The organism is Bacillus sp. 103mf (assembly GCF_900116295.1).
Classification (GTDB): domain Bacteria; phylum Bacillota; class Bacilli; order Bacillales; family Bacillaceae_G; genus Bacillus_A; species Bacillus_A bruguierae.
This window is the reverse complement of sequence record NZ_FPAF01000001.1, coordinates 310,133-335,079: the sequence shown is the minus strand read 5'-3', so window position 1 is coordinate 335,079 and position 24,947 is coordinate 310,133. Positions and strand designations below refer to the sequence as shown.

Genomic DNA, 24,947 nt, shown 5'->3' with positions numbered 1-24,947 from the left:
CAATTTTGAACGAAGTATACTAAATAAAGAATAGGGGAGAACGATTTTAAGAAGAAACCTAAATAATAGAATTGGAATTAGTTAGGAATACATATAACAAAGGAGCGAATTATAATGGAGGATTTACAGAAATGGATTGAGGTGGATGCATATATTACAAAGCAGTTATTACCTGCAGATGAAACCCTTGAGAATGTATTGGAAGCAAATTCTAAGGCAGGATTACCTGCAATCGACGTTGCTCCGAATCAAGCAAAATTCCTTCACTTACTAGCGCTAATAAAAGGAGCGAAAAGAATATTAGAAATTGGAACATTAGGAGGATATAGTACGATTTGGCTGGCACGAGCTTTACCAGCAGACGGGCGTTTAATTACGCTTGAATCAGAGGTATATCACGCTGACGTTGCAAAATCAAATATAGCCAGTGCGGGGTTATCCGATTTAGTAGAAGTACGAATTGGACCTGCTCTCGAAACATTGCCGAAATTAAATGATGAGGGAGTCGGCCCATTTGATTTCATTTTTATTGATGCAGATAAACAAAACAACTCGGAATATGTAAAGTGGGCACTCAAATTATCTCGAAAAGGTACAGTAATTATAGGGGACAATGTGGTTCGCAAAGGAGAGGTAGTGAACGCTTCTAGTACTGATTCTAATGTTCAAGGAATTCGTTGCTTTTTTGATACTCTTGCATCTGAATCACAACTATCTTCAACGGCAATACAGACTGTGGGAAGTAAAGGATATGATGGATTTGCGATAGGAGTAGTTTTGTAATAATTGTTGAAAAAGGAGCATAATAAATTGCTTCTTTTTTGTTTACGGTTATAAGGGTTTTTATGTTTTTAGTCAGTTATATACAAAAAATACACTTTTTTATATACTATACATATAATTACATTAGACCGGCAGTCGGTCTAATTGAAAGGAGTTAATGGATGAGAATCGTAAAAGAATATGAAGAACGCAGAAATGAAATTTTAGATACCGCAGAAAAATTGTTTGTTTCTAAAGGATATAGGAAAACGACCGTAAACGATATTCTGCAGGAAATCGGTATTGCAAAAGGAACATTTTATCATTATTTCAAATCAAAAGAGGAAGTAATGGATGCTATTATTATGCGAATGATAGATGCGGATGTAGCGGCAGCAAAAAAGATCGCTTCAGATCCTAACATCCCTGTACTTGATAAATTATTTCATATTTTAATGACGCAAGCACCAAAAGCTGGAGGAAACAAAGAAAAAATGATTGAGCAATTTCATCAACCAAGTAATGCTGAAATGCATCAGAGAAGTTTAGTTCAGTCTATTGTACATTTAACACCTGTTTTGACGGAGGTGATTAAGCAAGGAATCAATGAAAATGTTTTTGTGACAGATTATCCACAAGAAACCATGGAATTTTTACTTGCTTCTGCACAAGTAATATTCGATGAAGGGTTGTTTCAATGGCAGCCTCATGAAGCGATGCAAAGAGCAAAGGCGTTTATTAATATGATGGAGATGACTCTTGGTGCTAAAAAAGGCAGTTTTGATTACATTTTAGATATTTTAATGGGACAGTCTGAAAATGGCCAATAAGATACACGAGAAAATGTAGGGCAAGTTTCTTCATAAATATTAATATACTTGTCTCTACATTTAGCTTTAGTATTTTATACAAAATTATAGACCGGTAGTCGGTCTAATCCCTTAATGAAAGGTGTATATATTATGCGAAATAATAGCAATATAAAGCCTTTTCCTAAAGCTTTTAATTTAATGGTAATGGGACAGATTATATCAGTATTAGGTTCTTCTTTCTTACGTTTTGCTTTATCTCTCTATGTGTTGGACATAACAGGTCGGGCAGATATATATGCGACTTTGTATGCCGTATCAAATGTACCACTTTTGTTATCACCTCTTGGCGGGGCTATTGCTGACAGATTTAATCGCCGCAACTTAATGGTGATTTTTGATTTTGCAAGCAGTGCCATTGTATTTTGTTTTCTTTTGTTGTTAGCAGCTAGTAATACTTCTGTGATACTGATCAGTGTTGTTATGATTTTACTAGCGATGATTAGCGCCATGTATTCGCCAGCTGTCATGGCAAGTGTTCCTTTGTTAGTTGCGGAAAATAAGCTGGAGCAGGCGAATGGTATCGTGAATGGCGTTCAAGCACTATCAAGCGTAGCAGCTCCTGTTTTAGGCGGAGTATTGTATGGTATTGTAGGTTTAGAAATGCTTGTTGTAATGAGTTGTATCGCTTTTTTCTTAGCCGCAGTATTAGCAATGTTTATTCATATCCCGTTTGTTAAAAGGGAACACGATGGACATATTATATCGACAATCGTAAAAGATTTAAAAATAGGGTGCATCTATGTAGTTAAACAGCCTTTTATTTTGAAATGTATAATCCTTGCAGCTTTCCTCAACTTAATTCTCACACCGTTGTTTGTTGTTGGCGGCCCCATCATTTTACGAGTAGTCATGAAAAGTAGTGACACAATGTATGGTATTGGAATGGGGCTCATAGATTTTGCTACAATTTTAGGGGCATTATCCATCGGTTTTTTTGCAAAAAAGATGCAAATGAAAAAACTGTATCTTTGGTTTCTCATAATGGCCTTATTGATTGTACCAATGGCTTTATCGATTACACCACTTGTACTTAACTTCGGATACTATCCATCATTTATACTCTTTATCTTGTGTGCAATCTTTATTGCGATGGTGATGATTATTGTCTCTATTTTTGTCATTACCGCTGTGCAAAAGAAAACACCCAATGAAAATTTAGGGAAAGTCATGGCGATTATTACGGCGGTTTCACAATGCATGGCACCTGTAGGTCAGGTCATATATGGTGTCATATTTGAAGCTTTTAGTATAAAGGTTTATATTCCTATACTGTTTGTAAGTATTGCGATGATTGTAATGACAGTTGTAGTGAAAATGGTATTAAGAAATGAGGGGGAAATAACATCTCCTAAAGGAACGAAGGATATACAAAGTGGTATTTGAATGGCAATCTTTAGGTTTCGGATATCTATAGAGTTATGAAAAAATAAACGTGTATAAAATCCATTATCTATTTAGCATAAGGATTTTATACACGTCTATAAATGATTATTTATTAGGTTCTACATGCTTGCTTCGCATTGCAAAGTAAATAGGAAGACCTAAAGCGGTTAAGCCGATACCACATAATGCTAGCAACGTTTGTGTGAAAAGAGTATTAATAACGATAAATGATCCACCTAAAATGGAAATTATAGGGATAATAGGGTATAGCGGTACTTTGTAAGGACGCACAAGATCTGGTTCTCTTTTACGTAAAATGAATACTGCTACGAAAGTCATTGTATAGAATATCCATATAACAAACACTAACATATCTGTTAATGTGTTGAATCCACCGATAACCATCATGATAATCGAAACGCATAACATAAAGATTCCAGAATTATAAGGAACGTGGCCATTTTTAGATAATGTTGCAAACCATTTACTAAACGGTAGTTTATTTTCTAATGCCATTGCATAAGGGATACGCATTCCTGTCATGATATATCCATTGATTGTTCCAAATACGGAAATTAAAATACCGATTGTAACTAATTTTCCTCCCATTGCTCCAAATAAAATTGTCGCTACTTGAGATGCAGGTGTATCAGTTCCTGCAAGTGCTGTTGCAGACATTACCATAAGGAAAGCAATATTAATGAGTAAGTAAACAACCATAACAGTAGATAATCCGATTACAATTGCTTTAGGTAAGTCTTTTTTAGGGTTTTTCATTTCCCCAGCGATATTTCCTACATGAATCCATCCATCATAAGCAAACATTGTTGCAAGTAAGCCAGATCCAAGTGCAGAAATAAATGATTTACCTGGTCCTGCTTCAACTGGAAACAGTTGTAGAGTTACGTCGCCTTTATGCAATAATCCAAAAATAATAAGCAATGCTAAAGGAACTAATTTACAAATAGTTGATACCATTTGAATTCCGCCGGCTGCTTTCGCTCCTAAGGAGTTCATAAAGGTTACGAAAGCTGCGGTAATAACAGCAACTCCAATAATCATCAATTTATGTTCATTCGCATTTAATCCAAATAAACTAACTGCTTGTGTTCCGAAAATAATTGCAAGTGCTGCAATATTGGCAGGGAAGTAAATAACAGTTTGTGCCCAGCCTAGTAGGAAAGCAGTTAAGTTTCCATAAGTGCGTTTTAGATATGCCATCATTCCACCTGTTTCAGGAATAGCTGCTGAAAGCTCAGCTGCAGTTAAACCTGAGCAAACAGTTAAGATTCCTCCAATTACCCATGCGAGTAATCCTAAACTTGCTGACCCAGTTACGCCGTATAATGCAGTAGGTTTAAAAAATACACCTGCTCCAATAACAGTACCAATAACAGTGGTTAATGCTGCGAAGAAGCCAATCTCTTTTTTTAGTTGTTCTTGTGACATTATAATCACTCCTGTTTCGCAAAATACATACAATCTCTAATGAATTCATTTTTGTCTCAATTTTAATAGTATACCCTCTCAATTTTTTAATAGTGCTCTATCATTGTAAGATTTAATTTTATTTGTGATATCATTCACAAGTTTATAGAAATATATACATCTTATAAAGGTATTTCCATATTATTCAATGTGAAGATATTCACAAATGTAAATAAAAAAATAAAATTGCGGTTTATTTGAATTCATAAGAGATGTTACTCGTGACAAAGTCTAGCATACTTAAAAAGTGGTTTCAATGCTTCTTTGTAAGAAAAAATTTATTTTAAAATAAAAATAAACATTTTGTGAACTGTTTCACAAAATGTTGACTCATTATTTTCCGGAGTGCTATCTTGTAGGTGTGAACAGGCGATTCAAACAAATGAGGAAATATAAGAACGTTTCATATCTTCCACAAATGTATTTGGATCGTATAAAAATAATGTAATGGTATATATTACATTTTAAAAGTAAAAGGATGTGGCAGCATGAAAATTGGCGTAGTAAAAGAAATTAAAAAAGGTGAAGCTCGTGTAGGGATGACACCAGAAAATGCCCAGAAATTAATTGAAGCTGGACATGAAGTATTAATAGAAAAAGATGCTGGTCTGGGATCAGGTTATACAAATGAAGAATATACAAATGCAGGTGCTACTTTAGTTAATCAAGAGCAAGCCTGGGATGTTGATATGGTAGTAAAAGTAAAAGAACCTTTAGTGGAAGAATATAAATATTTTAAGAAAGACTTAATCGTTTGGGGATTTTTACATTTAGCAGCTTCAAAAGAGTGTGTGGAAGCGATGAGAAAAGCGGGAACAACAGCTATTGCTGGAGAAACAATTAGTGAAAATGGAGTTTTAACATTATTAAAACCGATGAGTGCAATTGCTGGGCGTCGTGCAGTGTTTATGGGAGCTTATTATTTAGAAAAACAACATGAAGGAGAAGGTATTTTATTATCAGGAATAGAAGGTATTCCAGCTGGTAATGTTGTAATTTTAGGCGGAGGTAACGCGGCAATTAATGCTTGTGATATGGCCGTTGGAATCGGTTGCCACGTAACGATTTTAGAGTTAAATCAAACACAAATTGCTTATTTAAAAGAAAAATACGCAAATGATCAAGTTGAAGTTATCGAATCTACTACTGAAAACTTAGAGAAAGCTATTAAAACTGCAGATTTATTTATTTCAACAATTTTAATTCCGGGTGCTAGACCACCAAAAATTGTGAAAGAGTACATGATTCAGTCCATGAAGCCGGGCAGTGTTGTTGTTGATATTTCAATCGATCAGGGTGGAACGATTGAAACGATTGATCACTATACAACACATAATGATCCTGTATTTATTAAGCACGGTGTCATTCATTATGCTGTACCAAATATGCCAGGGGCAACTCCACGTACTTCTACTATGGCATTAGCGAATGGAAATATCGATTATTTATTAGCAATTGCGAACGATGGTTTAGAAGAGACGATTCAAAACAAACCTTCATTAGTACATGGTATCAATATTTATAAAGGAACCATCACTTATGAAAATCTAGGAACAACGTTAGGGTTAGATTATAAACAATTGAAAGAAGTGTTATAATATGATTACTAAAACTTTGCCGCTAAATATTGTTGATATTAAAAATGCCAAACAAGTTCTTGATAGAAACGCTCGTAAAACACCGCTTGTTAAATCCTTTTATTTAACAAGTAAAACAGGCGGGGAAATATATTTAAAATTAGAAAATATGCAATTAACAGGATCATTTAAATTTCGCGGGGCATTCAATAAAATTTCCACTTTAACAGATGAAGAAAAAGCTCGTGGAGTTATTGCTTGTTCTGCTGGTAACCATGCACAAGGTGTTGCGTTATCTTCACATTTACTTGGAATTAAAAGTAAAATTGTGATGCCAACTTCTGCTCCAAAGGCGAAAGTTGAAGCAACGAGAGGATACGGTTCAGAAGTCATTTTATACGGTGATACGTTTGATGATGCAAAAGCAAAATGTGAAGAAATTATAAAAGAAACTGGAGAAACATATTTACATCCATATGATGATGTACAAGTTATGGCAGGTCAGGGAACAATTGGTCTCGACATTCTTGATGATATGTGGGACGTTGATACTGTAATTGTACCAATTGGCGGCGGCGGAATTATTGCTGGAATCGCGGTAGCACTTAAAACTTTTAATCCTTCTATTAATATAATTGGTGTTCAAGCTGATAATGTTCATGGAATGAAAGCTTCGTATGATAAAGGTGAAATTGTAGAGCATTATGAAGCACCAACTATTGCTGATGGTTGCGCAGTAAAAATTCCAGGGACTTTAACTTTTGAAATCGTAGAAGAATTAGTAGATGATATTGTAACTGTATCAGAAGATGAGTTAGAAGTAGCTATGAAAGATTTATTACAACGCGGAAAAGCTGTTGTAGAAGGTGCAGGAGCATTAGCGACAGCTGCTCTTCTTGCTGGTAAAGTTGATTCCTATATAAAAGGGAAAAAAGTAGTAGCGATTATTTCTGGTGGAAACGTTGATTTGACTCGTATTTCTAGCGTATGTGAGCATTTCTTTGCGAATGAAGTAAAGTAATAATCTAAAATTTGTTAAATAAAAAATGAGACTAAGAAATATGTTTATAGAACACGAGAAGAGCTAAGAGAAATCCTCTTAGCTTTTCTTAGTAAAAGGGGGTAAGTCTTATAGTTAATCTATTTAAAAAGAAATCTGTTACCCAATTGTTAAGAGAAAGTCAAAGTAAGACTTTAACGAAAACATTAGGGGCGTTTGATTTAACAATGTTAGGTATTGGTGCGATAATTGGCACAGGAGTTCTTGTGCTCACTGGATTGGTTGCGGCAAGAGATGCTGGGCCAGCAGTGATTTTTTCATTTATGATTGCAGCAATTGTTTGTGGATTTGCAGCTTTATGCTATGCCGAAGTCGCTTCTACACTTCCGGTATCAGGTAGTGTATACACATATTCATATGCAACAATTGGAGAGTTTGTAGCACATTTAATGGGATGGACGTTACTATCCGTATACGTTGTAACAACGGCAGCAGTAGCTGGTGGATGGACGGGGTATTTTCACAACTTAATAAGTGGATTTGGATTAGAGATACCGAAAGCATTATTAACAATTCCATCACAGGGCGGTATTGTGAATTTGCCAGCAGTAATGATTACACTTGCACTAACATGGTTATTATCACGTGGGACGAAAGAAAGTAAACGTGTGAATAATGCAATGGTGTTAATTAAAATTTGTATTGTTGTATTATTTATTGCCGTTGGTGTGTTCTATGTAAAACCAGCAAACTGGATTCCATTTGCACCGTATGGTTTAAGTGGTATTTTTTCAGGGGGAGCTGCTGTATTCTTTGCTTTCTTAGGATTTGATGCGCTAGCAACTTCAGCAGAAGAAGTAAAAAATCCACAGCGCGATCTACCAATCGGTATTATTGTATCATTAGTAATTTGTACAATTATTTATGTCGCAGTATGCCTTGTAATGACTGGAATGGTATCTTATAAAGAATTAGATGTACCAGAAGCAATGGCTTATGTATTAGAAGTTGTGGGACAAGATAAAGTGGCAGGCATAATTGCATTCGGAGCTGTAATTGGAATTATGGCGGTAATCTTCGCTTACATTTATGCAACAACACGCGTATTCTTTGCGATGAGCCGTGATGGTTTATTGCCAGAAGCTTTGGCGAAAATCAATAAAAAAACGGAAGCGCCGTCGTTTTCAACTTGGTTAACTGGAATGGGTAGTGCTTTAATTGCTGGATTTATTGATTTGAAAGAGTTATCGAATTTAGCGAATATTGGGGCACTCTTAACGTTTGCGATGGTGGGGGTATCTGTTATCATTCTTCGTAAAAGGCATCCAGGCTTGCAGCGGGGATTTATGGTACCACTTGTACCGCTTGTACCGATTATTTCAATTGTATGTTGTTTATTTTTAATGGTTAACTTGCCTTTAACAACGTGGTTGTATTTTGGAATTTGGTTAGCAATTGGAGCATTTGTATACTTTGCTTATTCAAAAAAACATAGTCATTTGAGAAAAGAAACTATTTCAGAAGATAAATGTAAAGGAATAAATTGAAGAGAAAAGTTTTTTGTATACTTGCATGTTATTTTATGCCCCAAAATATATTACTATTTTTGAAGAAGTGCAGTTTGTAATCTATTTAATAGTAAAGTCTACTATACGAGAATATGTCATAATAATTTTAATATTTGCCTATCGTTCGAAGCGTCTTCAAAAAAGTCTAATGGAGTTGGCAGTATACATCAATATATATAGTGAAACTTCCATTAATGGGGGGATTCTTCATCTCCCACTGATGGAAAGCCCTCACCAATCGGGCTTTTACGGGCAGTTGACCCCCACCTATCTTCTTCGTTTTTCTCTAAATCTTAAGGTGGGGGTCTTACTGCCCGTTAATGCGGGATAAATTCATTTTGATTTTTTCAGTATATAAGTGCTGCTAGGGAGAAAAAAGTGCCTTGCACTCGTTTTCTCCCTTTGTTTTCAGCATTGCCCGCGGCAGAAAAAGCTACTATGCATGGCCAGATGCTTTTGCCCGTCTAAAAAGAAAGAGGGTTTATATGGCGGTTTTTCAACTTGAATTTATATGTTAATTTTTCAATATACAAGGCGCTGCCATGCAGAATACAACATGATCTGTATTCGCTTTCTCCTTTTGTTTTAAACCTTGGATGTGGAAGAAAAAGGATCTGTCCGCTGCTATGCATGGCTAGATGCTCTCGCCCTCCTAAAAAAAGAGGGTTTTTATGTCGATTTTTTAATTTGTATTTATATAGATAAGAATGACCGGTCTTTCTTTGATTATTAAACTTGTAATAAGGTATAATACAATGTAGTGAATAAATGTGACATCTTCAATTTGTCTTTTTTGTTAACAATATGAAATATAATGAAAAATTGTTGAAGAAACAGCATGTTTTATATTACTATTTTTATGTAGATTCAAAGTTGAAAGAGAGTGGAACAAGTATGGGACGTAAGTGGAACAATATTAAAGACAAAAAAGCGTCAAAGGATGCAAATACGAGTCGTATTTATGCAAAGTTTGGACGTGAAATTTATGTAGCAGCAAAACAAGGGGAACCAGATCCAGAATCTAACCAGACTTTAAGAGTTGTACTTGAACGTGCAAAAACGTACAGCGTACCGAAAACAATTATTGACCGTGCGATTGAAAAAGCAAAAGGCGGTTCAGAGGAAAGCTATGACGAACTTCGTTATGAAGGCTTCGGACCAAATGGATCAATGGTAATCGTAGATACATTAACAAATAACGTGAACCGTACTGCAGCAGATGTACGTGCTGCATTTAGCAAAAATGCTGGTAACATGGGGGTAAACGGATCAGTAGCGTATATGTTTGATGCAACTGCTGTTATTGGTCTTGAAGGTAAGACAGCAGATGAAGCACTTGAAATCTTAATGGAAGCAGATGTAGATGTGCGTGACATCTTGGAAGAAGAGGAAGCAGTTATCGTTTATGCAGAGCCGGATCAATTCCATGCAGTGCAAGAGGCATTTAAAAATGCTGGCATAACTGAATTTACAGTTGCAGAACTAACAATGCTTGCACAAAGCGAAGTAACACTTCCAGAAGATGCACAAGTAAAATTTGAAAAAATGATCGATGCATTAGAAGATTTAGAAGATGTTCAGCAAGTGTACCACAATGTTGATTTAGGTGAATAATAGTAGGAAAGCAGACCTTTGTTTTAGAACAAAGGTCTGCTTTTTTTGATTGTTCATTGAAATTTAAAAGATAAGATTAAAATAGATAAAAAAACGTGGAACAAAGGCTTATAATAAATAAAGATAGATAAAAAGGAGTGAGGTAGTATGAAAAAAGAAATTATCGAACGCTTTACAAGATATGTTAAGGTAGATACACAATCTGATGCAGAAAGTCATACTGTACCATCAACGCCTGGCCAAATTGAATTCGCGAAGCAACTAGTAGAAGAGCTGAAAGCAATTGGATTATCGGAAGTAACGATGGATAAGAATGGCTACGTGATGGCGACGCTTCCTCCAAATACGGACAAGCAGGTTCCTGTAATTGGATTTTTAGCTCATTTGGATACAGCTACGGATTTTACAGGGAAGAATGTTAAGCCGCAAATTCATGAAAATTTTGATGGGAAGGCAATTACGTTAAATAAGGAGCTAGGTGTTGTATTAACACCAGAATTATTTCCAGAGCTCCCATCTTATCAAGGTCATACATTAATTACAACCGATGGAACAACGCTCCTTGGTGCAGATGATAAAGCGGGCATTGCAGAAATTATGACAGCAATGAATTATTTATTACATAACCCACAAATTAAACATGGGAAAATTAGAGTAGCATTTACACCTGATGAAGAAATTGGTCGCGGTCCAGCTCATTTTGATGTAGAAACTTTTGGGGCTTCATTTGCGTATACAATGGATGGAGGTCCGCTAGGTGGATTAGAATATGAAAGCTTTAATGCTGCTGGTGCCAAGCTCACTTTTAAAGGGAATAGTACTCATCCTGGAACAGCTAAAAATAAGATGGTAAATGCCAATAAGCTCGCGGTGGAATTTCACGGGCAACTACCAGTAGAAGAAGCACCGGAATATACAGAGGGATACGAAGGATTCTATCACCTTATTTCTATAAATGGTGATGTGGAGCGAAGTCAATCTACTTACATTATTCGTGATTTTGACCGCGAAAATTTTCATGCTCGAAAAGAGAAAATAACAGCCATTACAAAACAGATGCAAGAGAAGTATGGTACAGAAAATATTATTCTTGAGATGAATGATCAGTATTACAATATGCTTGAAAAAATTGAACCGGTGAAAGAAATTGTTGATATTGCATATGAAGCAATGAAAAATATTGATATCGAACCAAATATTCAACCAATTCGCGGAGGAACTGATGGTTCGCAGTTATCGTATATGGGTTTACCGACACCAAATATTTTTACTGGTGGGGAAAATTACCACGGTAAATTTGAATATGTATCTGTAGATAATATGGAAAAAGCCGTTCAAGTTATTATTGAAATTGCACGATTATTTGAAGAAAAAGCTTAAAAGACAAAACTTAAAAGACAAAACCCCGAATAGTGTTCCTATTCGGGGTTTTTGATTATATAGAATTATTTATATTAATCCGTTTTAATGTTTCGACATATAAGTCGTTGCTATGCAGAATACATTATGACCTGCACTTAGCTTTCTCCCGTTCTTTGAAACCATGGCATGTGGCAGGAAAAGACCCTGACCGCTCCTATGCACGGCCAGATGCTCTCGTCTCTTCCCATAAAAAAAGAAAGGAGTTTTATGTCGTTTTTTTAACTTATATACATATAGTTTCAATAAAAAGTTCTTTGTATTAATTTTTTAGAGTGTAATGAATAAAGAACTCGCCATAAAGTAAGACTTCCATTTTATCTTATCTCTTTTATAGTGTTCATTGTTCCAAAATTAGTAGGTGTAAAAGAAAAAGATTTACGAGGAATATGGATTTCTAACTATTATTTTCTATTTTTTGTTAAAACTTTGCAAATTATTCTTGAAATAATTTTAGTCTATGCATATAATCAATATTGATAATCATTATCATTATTAATGGTTAAGGGGAATTAAAAGATACTATGTTTAATAGGTGAAGTGGAGAATGTGCGTGTCAATATTGGCTAATTGTACTGCAATACATAGATAAGAATACTATTTTATTAGATTGACCAAGTTATAAATTTTTATTTTTGAAAGGAGCACTTTTTAATATGAACAAAAAGTTATTTACACTAGGAATGGTTACAGTATTAAGTTTAGGTCTTGCTGCATGTAATAGTGCAGAAAAAAGCTCAAGTGAGAAGAAAACAGAAAGTGCAGAAACTACAGCAAAGAAAGATGAAAAACAGAAAATCACATACCTTGGTAAAGAATATACAGTACCTGCAAAAGTAACAAAAATTGCAACAGCTAGTTTAGAATCAATGGAAGATGCAGCCATGCTTGGAGTGAAACCAGTAGCTGCAATTACAGTAGGTGGGAAAATACCTGACTATTTAGCTAAAGATTTAAAAGGTGCAGAATCTATTGGTGAAAAAATGCAGCCGAATTTTGAAACACTACTTAAATTAAAGCCAGATGTTATTACATCTAGTTCTAAATTCCCAGCAGAGACAGCGGAAAAATTTACAAAAGTAGCACCAACATTCCCTGTTTCTCATATTTCAACACATTGGGAAGATAACCTAAAATTAATGGGTGAGCTAACTGGTAAAAAAGATAAAGCGGAAAAAATTATAAAAGATTATAAAGCGGATGCTGCGAAAACGAAAGAAAAAGTAGCAGATAAATTAAAAGATAAAAAAGTTGTTGTAATAAGATTGAGAGAAGGAAGCATTAATCTGTATCCAGAAGATGTTTATTTCAATCCAGTAATTTATAAAGATTTAGGCTTAACGGCTCCTGAAGCGATTAAAGCAGTTAAAAAGCAAGAAAAAATTGCTTTAGAAAAGTTTGCAGAAATGAATCCGGATTATATCTTTGTTCAATTTGAAGGAAGCGAAAATAAAGATAATCCGAAAGCGCTAGAAGATTTACAAAGCAATCCAATTTGGCAAAGTATTAACGCTGTAAAAGATAAAAAAGTATTCGTAAACGCTGTTGATCCGATGGCACAAGGCGGTACAGCTTGGAGTAAAACAGCTTTCTTAAAAGCTGCAGAAAAAAACTTATCTAAATAAATAGTAAGGTGCGTTGAATGATATGCGGAAAATGAATGCAGTACCAATGATGATTTTATGTTTGGCACCTGTGTTAATTTTATTAACGATTATGTTATCCATATTGTATGGAGCAAAAAATATTACTTTTGAAACAGCTTGGAATGCGCTATTCCATTTTGATTCAGGAAATGTAAATCATAATATTATTATTACATCTCGTTTACCGAGAGCAATTGGTGCGTTATTAGTAGGAGCATTTTTGGCCATATCAGGAGCACTTATGCAGGGGATGACAAGAAACTATCTTGCATCCCCTTCTATTATGGGTGTGACAGAGGGGTCAGTGTTTGTTATTACGATTTGTATGGTATTTATTCCAGAGATGTCTTCAGTGAATATGATACTATATTCTATCCTTGGTTCGGCATTAGGAGCGGGAATTGTTTTTGGATTTGGTTCATTGCTTCGAAATGGATTATCGCCGGTTCGTTTAGCTATCATAGGAACTGTTATAGGAACATTTTTAAATAGTACGGCAATAGCAATTGCATCTTATTTCCAACTTTCTCAAAATGTTAGTTTTTGGTACAATGCGAAGTTGGACCAAATCGATCCGAAGATATTAAAATTATCTATTCCATTTGGTGTTATTGGTATTGTTTTGGCACTTGTGATTTCAAAATCTATTACAATTCTCTCGTTAGGAGAAGAGGTTTCGATTAATTTGGGCCAACGTACAAAACTTGTGAAAGTTGCTGCAATCCTATCTGTTGTGTGTTTAACAGGTACTGCTGTAGCTGTAGTTGGAAAGGTGGGTTTTGTAGGATTAATCATCCCTCATATTACTCGTTTTTTAATTGGAGTAGACTATAGGTGGATTATACCGTGTACTGGTATAATAGGCGGAGTCTTTCTCGCTTTATGTGATGTATTGAGTAGATTTGTAAATTATCCATTTGAAACACCAATAGGGGTCGTTACTTCATTGATTGGAGTTCCTTTCTTCCTTTATTTAATTCGAACAAGAGGAGGAGAGAAACATGCATAGAGATTCATGGCAGTGTTATATGGTCACATTTAGTGTAATCCTGTTTTTGGTTATAGTTGCCATTTATATTAGTTTAACGAATGGTACATTTGATATGACAGTTATGGATATAATTCGGACGATATTTCGAATAAATCCTGTGCCTGAACATGATTTAGTTATATTTGATTTTAGGCTTCCCAGAATAGTAATTGCGGCATTAGTAGGGTTTGGTCTTGGCGTTGCGGGAGCTGCTATTCAGGGAGTTACACGAAACGGATTGGCAGATCCAGGTATTTTAGGAATTAATGCGGGTGCAGGGGCGGCTATTGTTGTCTTTATGTTTTTCTTTCAAGGACAAATCAAGAGTACAGACTGGTTTTCTATTATGCTTCTGCCGTTATTTGGCTTGGCCGGGGGACTTGGTTCTGCAATCTTAATTTATATGTTTTCTTGGAAAGGCGGAAGATTAGATTCACAGCGCCTATTATTAACAGGAATAGCAATTGGTTACGGTCTTAGTTCTTTCTCTGTATATTTATCTTTGAAAATGAAAGCTACTGATTTTGAAATGGCAGCAGTTTGGGTCTCAGGGAGCATATATAATGCAAATTGGAAATATATTATTGCGATGTTACCATGGTTAATTATTTTAGTGCCTATTATACAAAGGAAAGCATATTTACTTGATATGTTTCAACTAGAAGAGACGAGTATAAAAAGTCTCGGAATTTCAGTCGAAAAAGAGAAATCCATTTTATTATTAAGCGGTATTGGGATAGTGAGTGCTTGCGTTTCTGTTTCTGGAAGTATTGGATTTGTTGGGCTGATGGCACCGCATATTGCAAAACGTCTCGTTGGAATTCATCATAATCAAGTTATTCCGATATGTGGTGTGATTGGTATGTTACTTGTTATTGTTTCTGACTTTATTGCAAAGACTGTTTTCGCACCAATAGAGCTGCCGGTTGGAATTGTCATTTCTATCATTGGTGTACCGTATTTTCTATATTTGTTATTTAAAGCGAAAGCGTAAAAGGAGTGAAGATGAGTGAGTGTTTTAAGCACAGAAAATTTAGAAACGAGCTATGAAAAGCTTACGGTATTTCGTAATTTAAATGTAGAAGTACAAGAAGGAAAAGTGACGACGATTATTGGACCAAATGGATGCGGGAAATCTACGCTACTAAAAACAATGGGGCGAATTTTAAAGCAGAAAAGTGGAAAGGTCTACTTGCAAGGACAAGATTTACATACCATTTCAACAAAACAAATTGCGAAGCAACTTGCGTTATTACCACAAAATCCAATTGCTCCATCAGAATTAAAAGTAGAAGAGCTTATTTCTTACGGACGATATCCGCATCGTAATAATGTGAATAAATTATCATCAAAAGATAAAGAAATGATTGAATGGGCAATGGAAATTACAAATACCACTCCTTTTCGCAACCGTCAAATTGGAAATTTATCAGGAGGACAAAGACAAAAAGTATGGCTAGCAATGGCTTTAGCACAAGAAACAGAAGTTTTACTATTAGATGAACCAACAACTTATCTTGATATGGCTCATCAGCTAGAAGTACTACAAATTGTTGAACGATTGAACCAAGAACATAAATGTACAGTTGTTATGGTTTTACATGATATTAATCATGCAGCACGTTTTTCACATGAAATCATTACGATGAAAGCAGGGGAAATCATTAAGATTGGGAACCCATTAGAAATCATTACAAATGAAGTATTGAAACGTGTGTTTCATATTGATGCAAGGGTAATGATAGATCCTTATAATGGTGCTCCGGTGTGCTTTGGGTATGATAGTGCACTGCAAGAAGAACGTACAGATATTTATAACAAGTTAAGCATGTAGGAGGTTATAATGCAGTCTAGAGTAGATATACAAAATGTTATTATTCCAAATACAGAGCATTGGACAATGTATTCGAAACGAGAAAATCGTCAGTATGAAATTTTTATCGCAAAACCGAAGCAACCAGCACCGCCTTCTGGGTATCCGGTTATTTATGTATTAGATGGAAACGCTTTTTTTCAAACATTTCAAGAAGCTGTGCGAATTCAATCTGTTAGAGCTGAAAAAACAGGGGTTCTACCAGCGATTGTTGTTGGAATAGGCTATCCCATAAAAGAAAGTTTTTCTTCTACATATCGATTTTATGATTTCACTCCTCCGGCATCATCTCTTATTGTGCCGCCAAAACCAGATGGTAAACCGTGGCCGGTAACAGGGGGAGCGAATCACTTTTTAGAGTTTATTCAAGCAGAGCTAAAGCCTGAGCTTACTAAATATTTTCCGATTGATACAAAGAGACAAACATTATTCGGCCATTCGTTAGGTGGGTTATTTGCTTTACATGTCTTATTTACAAACACACATGCATTTCAAACATACTTTATAAGCAGTCCTTCTATTTGGTGGAATAATCAATCCGTTTTAGAAAAAGAATCTAATTTTATAAATGAATTAAATAAAATAGATTCTGAGATTGGTGTATTTCTTACAGTGGGGTCATTAGAAAAAGATCATATGGTTCAAGATGCAAATGCGTTAACTGATCGATTATACAAGATGCAGCATAGCAGATTACGATTCTCGTTTTATGAAGCTGAGGGAGAAAATCATGGATCTGTAGTACCAACTGTTTTAAGCCGGGCGCTACGTTTTATATTTCACCCATAAATAATAGAGATACTGTTTACTATTATATAAGTTAAAAAACGACATAAAACCCCCCTTTCTTTTTAGGAGGGACGAGAGCATCTGGCCGTGCATAGAAGCGGTCAGGGCCTTTTCCTGCCACATACGAGGTTTAAAATAAAGGGAGAAAGCAAGTAGCGGTCATGTTGTATTCTTCATAGCAGCGATTTATAAAGAAAAGCGGAAGCGGCTCGCTCAGAACAAGAGGGGGATGGAGCTTCTGACATAGAGGCGTTTTTTGCCTCGGCGGAAGACGCGAAGCCACCGACTGTTCTAGCCGCTGGAGCTGGATCATAAAGAAAAGCGGAGCCGACTGTTTAGGAGGCAGAGCTAGACAAAGATGTCAAAAAATTAAAATGGATCTATATAGTGTGGTTTTAAATAGTAGGAAAATAAGGTCATAGTGTATACACTATGACCTTATTTTTATGAATTGATTTGTGTTGTTTTTTCTTCTACAATTTGTATTTTACTTGGCCAAAATGCAAATCGTCCAAGTAAAGTGGTGATAGCAGGTACTCCCATGCCGAAAGTGTATTTGATTATTCTTATATTTTATTATATATAACAGAAGGTTAATTTTCAAAAAAAGAATAAAACTTTTAAAATAATGGGGTCTGTATATATGAATGGAGAAAAAATAAGTAAAAAACCAGGAAGGCCAAAAAAGAAAAATGCAGATTCTACAAAAGATAATATTTTACAAAGAGTTGGTTGAATTGTTTTGGATGGGGAGTGCCTTGAAGGAATAATGATTGGAGGATCTTTCCTACCGATGGGGACAGAAAAAACTCTAGGTAATGCGGCCTTGGACTGAAAATATTCTTGTTATCACTTGAATAAAGTAGATGTAAATAACAATAAGAGGTACAGGTGAAGATGGATCAATCAAGATATTCCATTATATGTAATAAACATTACCACAGTGTATATAAAATATTTTTCTTGACTTTTTATACGAATATTAGGAAAATAGTAAAAAAAGAAAGGAGGGGTAACGTTGGAGGAATATGTGCTAGATATATATAATTTTTTGTATACGACTGATTGGGAAGATATCATGTCAATTGTAAGCATTGTATTATGTATTCAATTCCTATTTTTATATGGGAAAATGAATAGTGCTAATTTTTCTTTAACGTCCCCGTCCGACATACAAGGAGAAATATCGCTAAGACAGACAAACTTGAAGCATGTATATTTCCCTATAATTATTATGCTCTTTATTCGTTATATTACTGCTGTTGTAAAGAAAAAAGAAGGAGACGACCACTATCATCTGATTTGTCATCTGAATTTTAAATGAATGATACAAGGAGGAGATTCGTATGTGGATTCGTTTCGTATTAATTGGTTTCTTTTCATTAACAGCAATGTCTCTGATTGGTTTTCAATTAACTGAGATTTTTCAAGCATATAGCGATATGTTTCTTAATAAAAACTAATGTGAGTGTTATAGTTTGAAATTTTTAGTGTGAAACGATACAATCCTTCTTAAGTGGTCAAAGACTTAAGGAGGATTTTTTATCTTTTCATTTAAATATCGCTAAGAACAGCGCTGATGGGAGTTTTATGTTATATAATTATTCAAACATTTGTCACATTTACAATATTGATAATATGTTAAAATAATGAAGCTACTGTATATTTTAAGAAAAATGAGGGAGTGAATAATTTGACTGATCGTTCTGTGAAACAGAAGAGCTATGCTCCTGTTGTAATAACGCTTTCTGTGATCGTCAATGCGATTATTTTATTTTTGTTTTTTGGACCAGTTGGATACAAAGGAGAAGTGCATTTTGATGTAACAATTTTGCCACTTGTCAATGCGATTTGTAATAGTTTTACATTCGTGTTTTTACTAGCAGCGTTGTTCTCAATTATTAAAAAGAATGTAAAGTTACATAGAGGATTTATTCTTGCCGCATTTACAACAACATTGATATTTTGTGTTTCGTATTTAACGTATCATTATTTAGCGCCAGCAACGCATTTTGGTGGAGAAGGAATCATTAAATATGTATATTTCTTTATTTTAATTACGCATATTTTCCTTGCTGCTATTATTGTGCCGCTTGCATTATTTTCTTTAGTATATGGATTTACAAACCAATTGACTCGTCATCGTAAAATTGTACGTTGGACGATGCCAATCTGGTTATATGTAAGTCTTTCTGGAGTTATCGTATACTTAATGATTTCACCTTATTATTAAAAGAGTCTCAGTTTTAGCTGAGATTCTTTTTTGTATAAGCATATTTTTTTATAAAAAACTAAATATATGATATACAAAAGTATAGTTACTTTTATCTAGAAAGGATGAAGTGTATGCAAAATTTTGTGTTTCGTAATCCAACAAAGCTTATTTTTGGAAAAGGACAATTAGAACAATTGAAATTAGAAATACCTCAATACGGGAAAAAGGTGTTACTCGTATATGGCGGTGGAAGTATTAAACAAAATGGAATTTACGATAACGTGATATCTATGTTAAAAGAAATAGATGCAGAAGTTTTTGAGTTAAGTGGAGTGGAACCTAACCCACGTTTATCGACAGTAAACAAAGGGATTCAAATTTGTAAAGAAAATGATATCGAGTTTATTTTAGCTGTGGGCGGTGGAAGTGTAATAGATTGCACAAAAGCTATTGCCGCTGGTAGTAAGTATGATGGAGATGCGTGGGATCTTGTTACGAAAAAAGCTATCGCAAAAGAAGCGTTACCTTTTGGAACAGTGTTAACTCTAGCTGCAACAGGTTCTGAAATGAATGCAGGTTCAGTTATTACAAATTGGGAAACAAATGAGAAATATGGCTGGGGGAGTCCAGTAACATTTCCGCAATTTTCTATTTTAGATCCGAACCACACAATATCTGTACCGCGTAACCAAACAATTTACGGTATTGTTGATATTATGTCGCATGTACTCGAGCAATATTTTCACCAAGGTACAAATACGACATTGCAGGACCGCTACTGTGAATCAATTTTACAAACGGTTATTGAGACAGCTCCGAATTTGCTGCATGATTTAGAAAGTTATGAGCATCGTGAAACGATTTTATATTGCGGTACAATGGCGTTAAATGGTATTTTGGCGATGGGCGTAAGCGGGGACTGGGCAACTCATAACATTGAGCATGCTGTTTCGGCAGTGTATGATATTCCGCATGGCGGTGGCTTAGCAATTTTATTCCCAAATTGGATGAAACATGTTTTACATGAAAATGTAGAGCGTTTTAAACAATTTGCGATTCGAGTATTTCATGTTCAAACAGAAGGGAAAACTGATGTTGACATAGCATTAGAAGGAATTGAAGCATTGCGTCAATTTTGGAAATCTATTGGAGCGCCGGCTCGTTTAGCTGATTACAAAATTGGTGAAGAACAAATTGATATTATGGCAGAAAAGGCAATGGCATATGGTGAGTTTGGACAGTTTAAAAAATTAAATAAACAAGATGTTGTAGCAATTTATCAAGCATCATTATAAAGAAACAAAAACACTTCTTTAATAAAGAGGTGTTTTTTATTTGTTAATATTCTCACCAAACTATATATACAAGTTAAAAAAATGACATCAAAACCCCTTTCTTTTTAGGGGAGGACGAGAGCGTCTGGCCATGCATAGAAGCGGTCAGTGCCTTTTTCTGCCACATGTAAGGTTTAAAACAAAAGGAGAAAGCAAGTGCAGATCATGTTGTATGCCGCATAGCAGCGACTTATAAAGAAAAGCGGAAGCGGCTCGCTCAGAACAAGAGGGGGATGGAGCTAGACAAAGATGTTGAAAAATTAAAATGGATTTATATAGCAACTGTTAATGGAGTATTTATTGTAAAGTGAAGTGATAAAAGGGCACACGATGAATTTACAAGCCTCTTAAAAACATTCGTAAGCAAACTCATTAAACAATTAGATGAAGATGGATGATGATTTAGAATGGATATATTGTTCGTCCTGTTAAAATATTATATGCGGTGCAAAACTGAGTTTGGATATATTCAGTATTCATTGTGTCCGTTTCTTCATTTGTAAGTAGTATATGAAATGAGCGGAGTAAACAATTTAGTGCAAAGTATACCTCTTCCTGGGAGCGATCTATTTCATTTGTTGCTGTTGCTAAAATTAAATCTTCTATTAATGAACGAAAATCAATAGTAGCTTGTCCAACTTTCATAGTATCATCTCCATTTTTGTTTTTACTATGTATATGAAGTGGTTGGACAAAACATGCAAAATAGATTATATTTTTTAACAAATATATTTGTAATTTCAATTACCGTAATAAGATAACTTGCATTTTGGCTATTAAAATTGGTAAGATTGGGTATAATAATCAGATGTATAATGTTACATAAAGAGAGTTGAAGTGTATGGGAGCAGAAAAACAGGACAAAGTTGTTGTTATTATTGGACCAACTGCAGTTGGAAAGACAAAGCTTAGCATTGAATTGGCAAAAGCGTTAAATGGGGAAATTATAAGTGGCGATTCAATGCAAATCTATCGTAATATGGATATAGGTACGGCGAAAGTTACGGAAGAAGAGATGGACGGAATTCCGCATTATATGATTGATATAAAAAATCCAGAAGATTCCTTTTCTGTTGCTGAGTTTCAAGAACTTGTACGCGGTCATATAGAAGATATTACAAATCGTGGTAAACTACCTATAATTGTTGGTGGAACAGGTTTATATGTACAATCCGTGTTATATGATTACCAGTTTTCTGATGAGCCGGGAGATCATGCGTACCGTAAACAGTTAGAACAATTAGCAGAGGAACATGGTGTAGAGTATATACATGGGAAGCTGGGAGAGGTTGATCCAATAAGCGCAAAGCGTATTCATCCAAACAATGTAAGACGTGTCATTCGTGCTTTAGAAATTTTTCATACAACAGGGCAAAAAATGAGTGATCAATTAGAACAACAAGAAAATGAATTGTTATATGACGTTGCTTTAATTGGTCTAACAATGGATCGAGATTTATTATATAGTCGCATTGATTTACGTGTAGACATTATGATGGAGCAAGGTTTATTAGATGAAGTTAAGCGCTTGTATGAAGAAAAAATTCGAGATTGTCAATCTATTCAAGCGATTGGTTATAAAGAACTGTATGAATATTTTGATGGGAAAACGTCGTTAGAAGAAGCGGTAATCGCTTTAAAAACGAATTCTCGCCGCTACGCAAAACGACAATTAACTTGGTTCCGTAATAAAATGGATGTTGAGTGGTTTGATGTTACAAGTGGTGAAAAATTTCGAGAAATTTTACAGTACACAGAAGGAAAGCTACAACTTAAGTCGAATAATAAGTAGTAGAGAAAAAGAGGAGGATTCGACATGAAGCAATCAATCAATATTCAAGATCAATTTTTAAACCAACTCCGTAAAGAGAATACGTTTGTCACGCTGTACTTATTAAATGGCTTCCAACTTCGTGGTTTAATTAAAGGTTTTGATAATTTCACTGTATTGTTGGAAACAGAAGGTAAGCAACAGCTTATTTATAAACATGCGATTTCTACATTTGTTCCACAAAAGAACGTTTCAATCGAATTAGAATAGTAAAGAATTGTACATAGCAAAAAGAGCGAATCATTCGCTCTTTTTTATTTGCGTGCCCAGCTAAGTCTGGGCACTTCTTACTGGTGGAAATCCCTTTAAAAATAAAGAAAACGCCTATTACGAGGCGTTTTCTTTTTGCTTTGCATAGTTATAATATCTTTTTAATGAAATCTTTGACTTGAAACCAATACGTTTTATAATTTCCTGTTCAGGAATGTGGTGTTGAATGAGTCGTAAAATAAATGTATTGCGTAAATGCTGACCAGAGATACCTTTGCGCAGTCCTGCGCGTGCTACTTCAAGTCGAATCATTTTTTGTACGGAAATTTCTGTTAATGCTTTTGGAGCGTCATTTTCATATACCCAACGGAATGTATTTCGATTAAAATCAAAGGCTACAAATAATGGATCCGAGCTATGGTATTTTGGGCGTACTGGCTCGGGAATTTTTTTATAGTAATGATATAGCTTTTTTTTATCTTCTTCAGTTAATGAAATGACTCGTTCTATTCCAGATACGGCGGGAATAGATAATGTATTATTTTCAAAATGGACATGCTGCATATTCAATGAGACGAGTTCTTGTAACGATAAACCGTAATCGAGCAGAAGCATAATAATGCATACGTTTCGATCCATGAGTAATGGACGTACAGGTCGTTGTTTATCTGACAGTCCTTCTAAAGAAGTTAAAATATATTTTAAACGCTGTTCTTCTTGTGGCGAAATGAAATCTTCATCTCGCAATGTACGATCTGGCTGTATAATAAGTTCCATGTCTTTTAGTGGGCTAGGCAAGTTTAAAAAATGATACAGTCGATTTAACACAATGAAAACACGGTGCATTGTTTTTTCGGAGTAATGACGTTTTATTTTTAAGTCCGAAAAATAATCTTCATAGTCTTTTGGACAAAGAGTCTCCCATATATTATTAGAAGAAACTTTTTTGTTTTTTTGTAACCAATGAACAAAATCCTCGATGTCGTAGACGTATCTTTTAATAGTTGAAGGTTTTCGTCCCTTGTTTAATAAATAAGCAGAGAAAGCTTGTACTGTATCATTAATTTCTTTTGTTGACATAGTCCCACCTCCCTAGTTTTCTTATATTATAACAAAAATTTTCAGAAAATGTTTATTTCTTGGGAAAGCGCAAATGTTGACAATATTCGTCAGTGAAATGATAAAAATGAGGTGATTGTATGGAACAGTCGATGCGAAAGAAGAATAATAACCAAATTAACATTGTGCTGAATCACCGAAAGAAGGTTTCTGTTTCTTCTACAGAACAAAAGCAAAATCTTTCAACTGAAACTGTTACAAAACATGAAATGTTGCAGCGAATTGAAGAAGAAATGAGCAAGCTTGTTGGAATGCAGGAAATCAAAAAAATTATAAAAGAAATTTATGCATGGATTTATGTAAATAAAAAGCGGCAAGAAATGGGTTTGAAATCAGAGAAACAAGTTCTTCATATGTTGTTTAAAGGTAATCCAGGAACGGGGAAAACAACTGTTGCTAGGATGATTGGAAAATTATTATTTGAGATGAATGTGTTGTCAAAAGGGCATTTAGTTGAAGCGGAACGAGCGGACTTAGTCGGTGAATATATTGGGCATACTGCACAAAAAACGCGTGACCTCATTCGAAAAGCAATGGGGGGGATTTTGTTTATTGATGAAGCCTATTCGCTTGCGCGTGGTGGTGAAAAAGATTTTGGAAAAGAGGCAATTGATACGCTCGTTAAACATATGGAAGATAAGCAACATGCTTTTGTGCTCATTTTAGCAGGGTATTCACGTGAGATGAACCATTTTCTATCACTAAACCCTGGTTTGCAATCTCGTTTTCCTTTCATTATTGAGTTTTCGGATTACACCGTCAATCAACTATTAGAGATAGGGAAACGGATGTACGATGAACGGGAGTATCAATTATCAAAAGAGGCAGAGTGGAATCTTCGCGATCATTTAAATGCAGTAAAATATTCATCTCAGGTTACCTCTTTTAGCAATGGGCGTTACGTTCGTAATATTGTGGAAAAGTCTATTCGTACACAAGCGATGAGGTTGCTTCAGGAAGAAACGTACGATAAATATGATTTAATAACAATTTCTAGTAGTGATTTAACACTTGAAGAAGAAACGCACAGTTCATAAATTGTTTATAATAAAACACGAAGCGTAATGCTTCGTGTTTTATTTCGTATTCTTTGTTTTTGCGCGTTGTTCTAATTGGCTTTTTGGACTTTGATCTGCTACATCTGAAGCAAGTCCTTGTGGATTAACGCTGCTGTTTTGTCCACGATTACGTTTGTTATTTCCTTTTGCCATTTTACC

The 24,947-nt window shown here is 35.0% G+C and carries 23 protein-coding genes; 19 read left to right on the top strand and 4 right to left on the bottom strand.

The annotated features are described in order from the left end of the window. Positions 1–114: 114 nt before the first annotated feature. The 3 genes from BM350_RS01645 (at position 115) to BM350_RS01635 (ending at position 3,017) form a co-directional block, all read left to right on the top strand. On the top strand, positions 115–783 hold the full coding sequence (locus BM350_RS01645) for an O-methyltransferase (RefSeq protein WP_090912892.1): 669 nt from the start codon (positions 115–117) through the stop codon (positions 781–783). Positions 784–944: 161 nt separating this feature from the next. Beyond that, positions 945–1,592: a TetR/AcrR family transcriptional regulator gene (locus tag BM350_RS01640; RefSeq protein ID WP_090912894.1), complete on the top strand. Its 648-nt coding sequence runs from the start codon at positions 945–947 to the stop codon at positions 1,590–1,592. 114 nt (positions 1,593–1,706) lie between these two features. Then, positions 1,707–3,017: an MFS transporter gene (locus BM350_RS01635; RefSeq protein WP_090912896.1), complete on the top strand. Its 1,311-nt coding sequence runs from the start codon at positions 1,707–1,709 to the stop codon at positions 3,015–3,017. Between the two features lie 105 nt (positions 3,018–3,122). On the opposite strand, the gene BM350_RS01630 is transcribed toward BM350_RS01635, so the two are convergent. Then, positions 3,123–4,466 carry an APC family permease gene (locus BM350_RS01630; RefSeq protein WP_090912898.1) on the bottom strand — a complete coding sequence of 448 codons (1,344 nt, stop codon included), beginning with the start codon at positions 4,464–4,466 and terminating at the stop codon, positions 3,123–3,125. 527 nt (positions 4,467–4,993) lie between these two features. On the opposite strand from BM350_RS01630, the gene ald reads away from it, so the two are divergent. The 13 genes from ald to BM350_RS01545 all read left to right on the top strand — a co-directional run bounded on the left by ald (position 4,994) and on the right by BM350_RS01545 (position 20,531). Then, a complete protein-coding gene (gene ald / locus BM350_RS01625; protein WP_090912900.1) occupies positions 4,994–6,103 on the top strand; it encodes an alanine dehydrogenase in 1,110 nt (369 codons plus the stop codon). Between the two features lies 1 nt (position 6,104). After that, a complete protein-coding gene (gene tdcB, locus BM350_RS01620; protein ID WP_090912901.1) occupies positions 6,105–7,103 on the top strand; it encodes a bifunctional threonine ammonia-lyase/L-serine ammonia-lyase TdcB in 999 nt (332 codons plus the stop codon). 110 nt (positions 7,104–7,213) lie between these two features. Beyond that, positions 7,214–8,629, top strand: a complete 1,416-nt coding sequence (locus BM350_RS01615; protein WP_090912904.1) for an amino acid permease — start codon at positions 7,214–7,216, stop codon at positions 8,627–8,629. Positions 8,630–9,544: 915 nt separating this feature from the next. Beyond that, complete coding sequence (locus BM350_RS01600; RefSeq protein ID WP_090913679.1) at positions 9,545–10,264, top strand: YebC/PmpR family DNA-binding transcriptional regulator; 720 nt, start codon at positions 9,545–9,547, stop codon at positions 10,262–10,264. 147 nt (positions 10,265–10,411) lie between these two features. Then, positions 10,412–11,644 (top strand): peptidase T, encoded by a 1,233-nt coding sequence (gene pepT, locus BM350_RS01595; protein ID WP_090912908.1) that lies wholly within the window; start codon positions 10,412–10,414, stop codon positions 11,642–11,644. 695 nt (positions 11,645–12,339) lie between these two features. Beyond that, positions 12,340–13,308 carry an iron-hydroxamate ABC transporter substrate-binding protein gene (locus tag BM350_RS01585; RefSeq protein WP_090912913.1) on the top strand — a complete coding sequence of 323 codons (969 nt, stop codon included), beginning with the start codon at positions 12,340–12,342 and terminating at the stop codon, positions 13,306–13,308. Positions 13,309–13,330: 22 nt separating this feature from the next. Further along, positions 13,331–14,338, top strand: coding sequence for a FecCD family ABC transporter permease (locus tag BM350_RS01580; RefSeq protein WP_090912915.1), 1,008 nt, complete (start codon positions 13,331–13,333; stop codon positions 14,336–14,338). Beyond that, positions 14,331–15,353, top strand: coding sequence for a FecCD family ABC transporter permease (locus tag BM350_RS01575; protein WP_090912917.1), 1,023 nt, complete (start codon positions 14,331–14,333; stop codon positions 15,351–15,353). Before BM350_RS01580 ends, BM350_RS01575 begins: the two co-directional genes overlap by 8 nt. A 15-nt stretch (positions 15,354–15,368) precedes the next feature. Next, positions 15,369–16,193, top strand: a complete 825-nt coding sequence (locus BM350_RS01570) for an ABC transporter ATP-binding protein (RefSeq protein ID WP_090912919.1) — start codon at positions 15,369–15,371, stop codon at positions 16,191–16,193. Positions 16,194–16,202: 9 nt separating this feature from the next. Beyond that, complete coding sequence (locus BM350_RS01565; protein ID WP_090912921.1) at positions 16,203–17,021, top strand: alpha/beta hydrolase; 819 nt, start codon at positions 16,203–16,205, stop codon at positions 17,019–17,021. 1,018 nt (positions 17,022–18,039) lie between these two features. Further along, positions 18,040–18,345, top strand: coding sequence for a hypothetical protein (locus BM350_RS01560; RefSeq protein WP_090912924.1), 306 nt, complete (start codon positions 18,040–18,042; stop codon positions 18,343–18,345). Between the two features lie 369 nt (positions 18,346–18,714). Then, complete coding sequence (locus BM350_RS01550) at positions 18,715–19,254, top strand: DUF420 domain-containing protein (RefSeq protein WP_090912928.1); 540 nt, start codon at positions 18,715–18,717, stop codon at positions 19,252–19,254. A gap of 113 nt (positions 19,255–19,367) precedes the next feature. Continuing rightward, positions 19,368–20,531 carry an iron-containing alcohol dehydrogenase gene (locus tag BM350_RS01545; RefSeq protein ID WP_090912930.1) on the top strand — a complete coding sequence of 388 codons (1,164 nt, stop codon included), beginning with the start codon at positions 19,368–19,370 and terminating at the stop codon, positions 20,529–20,531. Between the two features lie 441 nt (positions 20,532–20,972). Here BM350_RS01545 and BM350_RS01540 read toward each other — a convergent pair whose 3' ends face one another. Beyond that, a complete protein-coding gene (locus tag BM350_RS01540; protein ID WP_090912932.1) occupies positions 20,973–21,215 on the bottom strand; it encodes a hypothetical protein in 243 nt (80 codons plus the stop codon). A gap of 196 nt (positions 21,216–21,411) precedes the next feature. Here BM350_RS01540 and miaA point away from each other — a divergent pair, with 196 nt between their 5' ends. Then, complete coding sequence (miaA, locus tag BM350_RS01535) at positions 21,412–22,362, top strand: tRNA (adenosine(37)-N6)-dimethylallyltransferase MiaA (RefSeq protein ID WP_090912934.1); 951 nt, start codon at positions 21,412–21,414, stop codon at positions 22,360–22,362. Positions 22,363–22,386: 24 nt separating this feature from the next. Continuing rightward, entirely contained in the window at positions 22,387–22,611 is a 225-nt protein-coding gene (hfq, locus tag BM350_RS01530) for an RNA chaperone Hfq (RefSeq protein WP_000813896.1), read from the top strand. Between the two features lie 117 nt (positions 22,612–22,728). Here hfq and BM350_RS01525 read toward each other — a convergent pair whose 3' ends face one another. After that, on the bottom strand, positions 22,729–23,691 hold the full coding sequence (locus BM350_RS01525) for a tyrosine-type recombinase/integrase (RefSeq protein ID WP_090912936.1): 963 nt from the start codon (positions 23,689–23,691) through the stop codon (positions 22,729–22,731). 119 nt (positions 23,692–23,810) lie between these two features. On the opposite strand from BM350_RS01525, the gene spoVK reads away from it, so the two are divergent. Continuing rightward, positions 23,811–24,767, top strand: a complete 957-nt coding sequence (gene spoVK / locus BM350_RS01520) for a stage V sporulation protein K (protein ID WP_090912937.1) — start codon at positions 23,811–23,813, stop codon at positions 24,765–24,767. 39 nt (positions 24,768–24,806) lie between these two features. Here the strand turns inward: spoVK and sspL are convergent, their stop codons facing one another. After that, the gene (gene sspL, locus BM350_RS01515) at positions 24,807–24,941 is read right to left on the bottom strand and encodes a small, acid-soluble spore protein L (protein ID WP_090912939.1); all 135 of its coding nucleotides are present in this window, start codon (positions 24,939–24,941) and stop codon (positions 24,807–24,809) included. Between the last annotated feature and the right edge of the window lie 6 nt (positions 24,942–24,947).

Bases quoted from the DNA above. Each gene is read 5' to 3' on its own strand.
- sspL (WP_090912939.1), bottom strand. From the start codon at position 24,941: ATGGCAAAAGGAAATAACAAACGTAATCGTGGACAAAACAGCAGCGTT.
- BM350_RS01545 (WP_090912930.1), top strand. From the start codon at position 19,368: ATGCAAAATTTTGTGTTTCGTAATCCAACAAAGCTTATTTTTGGAAAA.
- BM350_RS01645 (WP_090912892.1), top strand. From the start codon at position 115: ATGGAGGATTTACAGAAATGGATTGAGGTGGATGCATATATTACAAAG.
- hfq (WP_000813896.1), top strand. From the start codon at position 22,387: ATGAAGCAATCAATCAATATTCAAGATCAATTTTTAAACCAACTCCGT.
- BM350_RS01600 (WP_090913679.1), top strand. From the start codon at position 9,545: ATGGGACGTAAGTGGAACAATATTAAAGACAAAAAAGCGTCAAAGGAT.
- ald (WP_090912900.1), top strand. From the start codon at position 4,994: ATGAAAATTGGCGTAGTAAAAGAAATTAAAAAAGGTGAAGCTCGTGTA.
- tdcB (WP_090912901.1), top strand. From the start codon at position 6,105: ATGATTACTAAAACTTTGCCGCTAAATATTGTTGATATTAAAAATGCC.
- BM350_RS01635 (WP_090912896.1), top strand. From the start codon at position 1,707: ATGAAAGGTGTATATATTATGCGAAATAATAGCAATATAAAGCCTTTT.
- BM350_RS01565 (WP_090912921.1), top strand. From the start codon at position 16,203: ATGCAGTCTAGAGTAGATATACAAAATGTTATTATTCCAAATACAGAG.
- BM350_RS01580 (WP_090912915.1), top strand. From the start codon at position 13,331: ATGCGGAAAATGAATGCAGTACCAATGATGATTTTATGTTTGGCACCT.
- BM350_RS01575 (WP_090912917.1), top strand. From the start codon at position 14,331: ATGCATAGAGATTCATGGCAGTGTTATATGGTCACATTTAGTGTAATC.
- BM350_RS01640 (WP_090912894.1), top strand. From the start codon at position 945: ATGAGAATCGTAAAAGAATATGAAGAACGCAGAAATGAAATTTTAGAT.
- BM350_RS01630 (WP_090912898.1), bottom strand. From the start codon at position 4,466: ATGTCACAAGAACAACTAAAAAAAGAGATTGGCTTCTTCGCAGCATTA.
- BM350_RS01540 (WP_090912932.1), bottom strand. From the start codon at position 21,215: ATGAAAGTTGGACAAGCTACTATTGATTTTCGTTCATTAATAGAAGAT.
- miaA (WP_090912934.1), top strand. From the start codon at position 21,412: ATGGGAGCAGAAAAACAGGACAAAGTTGTTGTTATTATTGGACCAACT.
- pepT (WP_090912908.1), top strand. From the start codon at position 10,412: ATGAAAAAAGAAATTATCGAACGCTTTACAAGATATGTTAAGGTAGAT.
- BM350_RS01525 (WP_090912936.1), bottom strand. From the start codon at position 23,691: ATGTCAACAAAAGAAATTAATGATACAGTACAAGCTTTCTCTGCTTAT.
- spoVK (WP_090912937.1), top strand. From the start codon at position 23,811: ATGGAACAGTCGATGCGAAAGAAGAATAATAACCAAATTAACATTGTG.
- BM350_RS01585 (WP_090912913.1), top strand. From the start codon at position 12,340: ATGAACAAAAAGTTATTTACACTAGGAATGGTTACAGTATTAAGTTTA.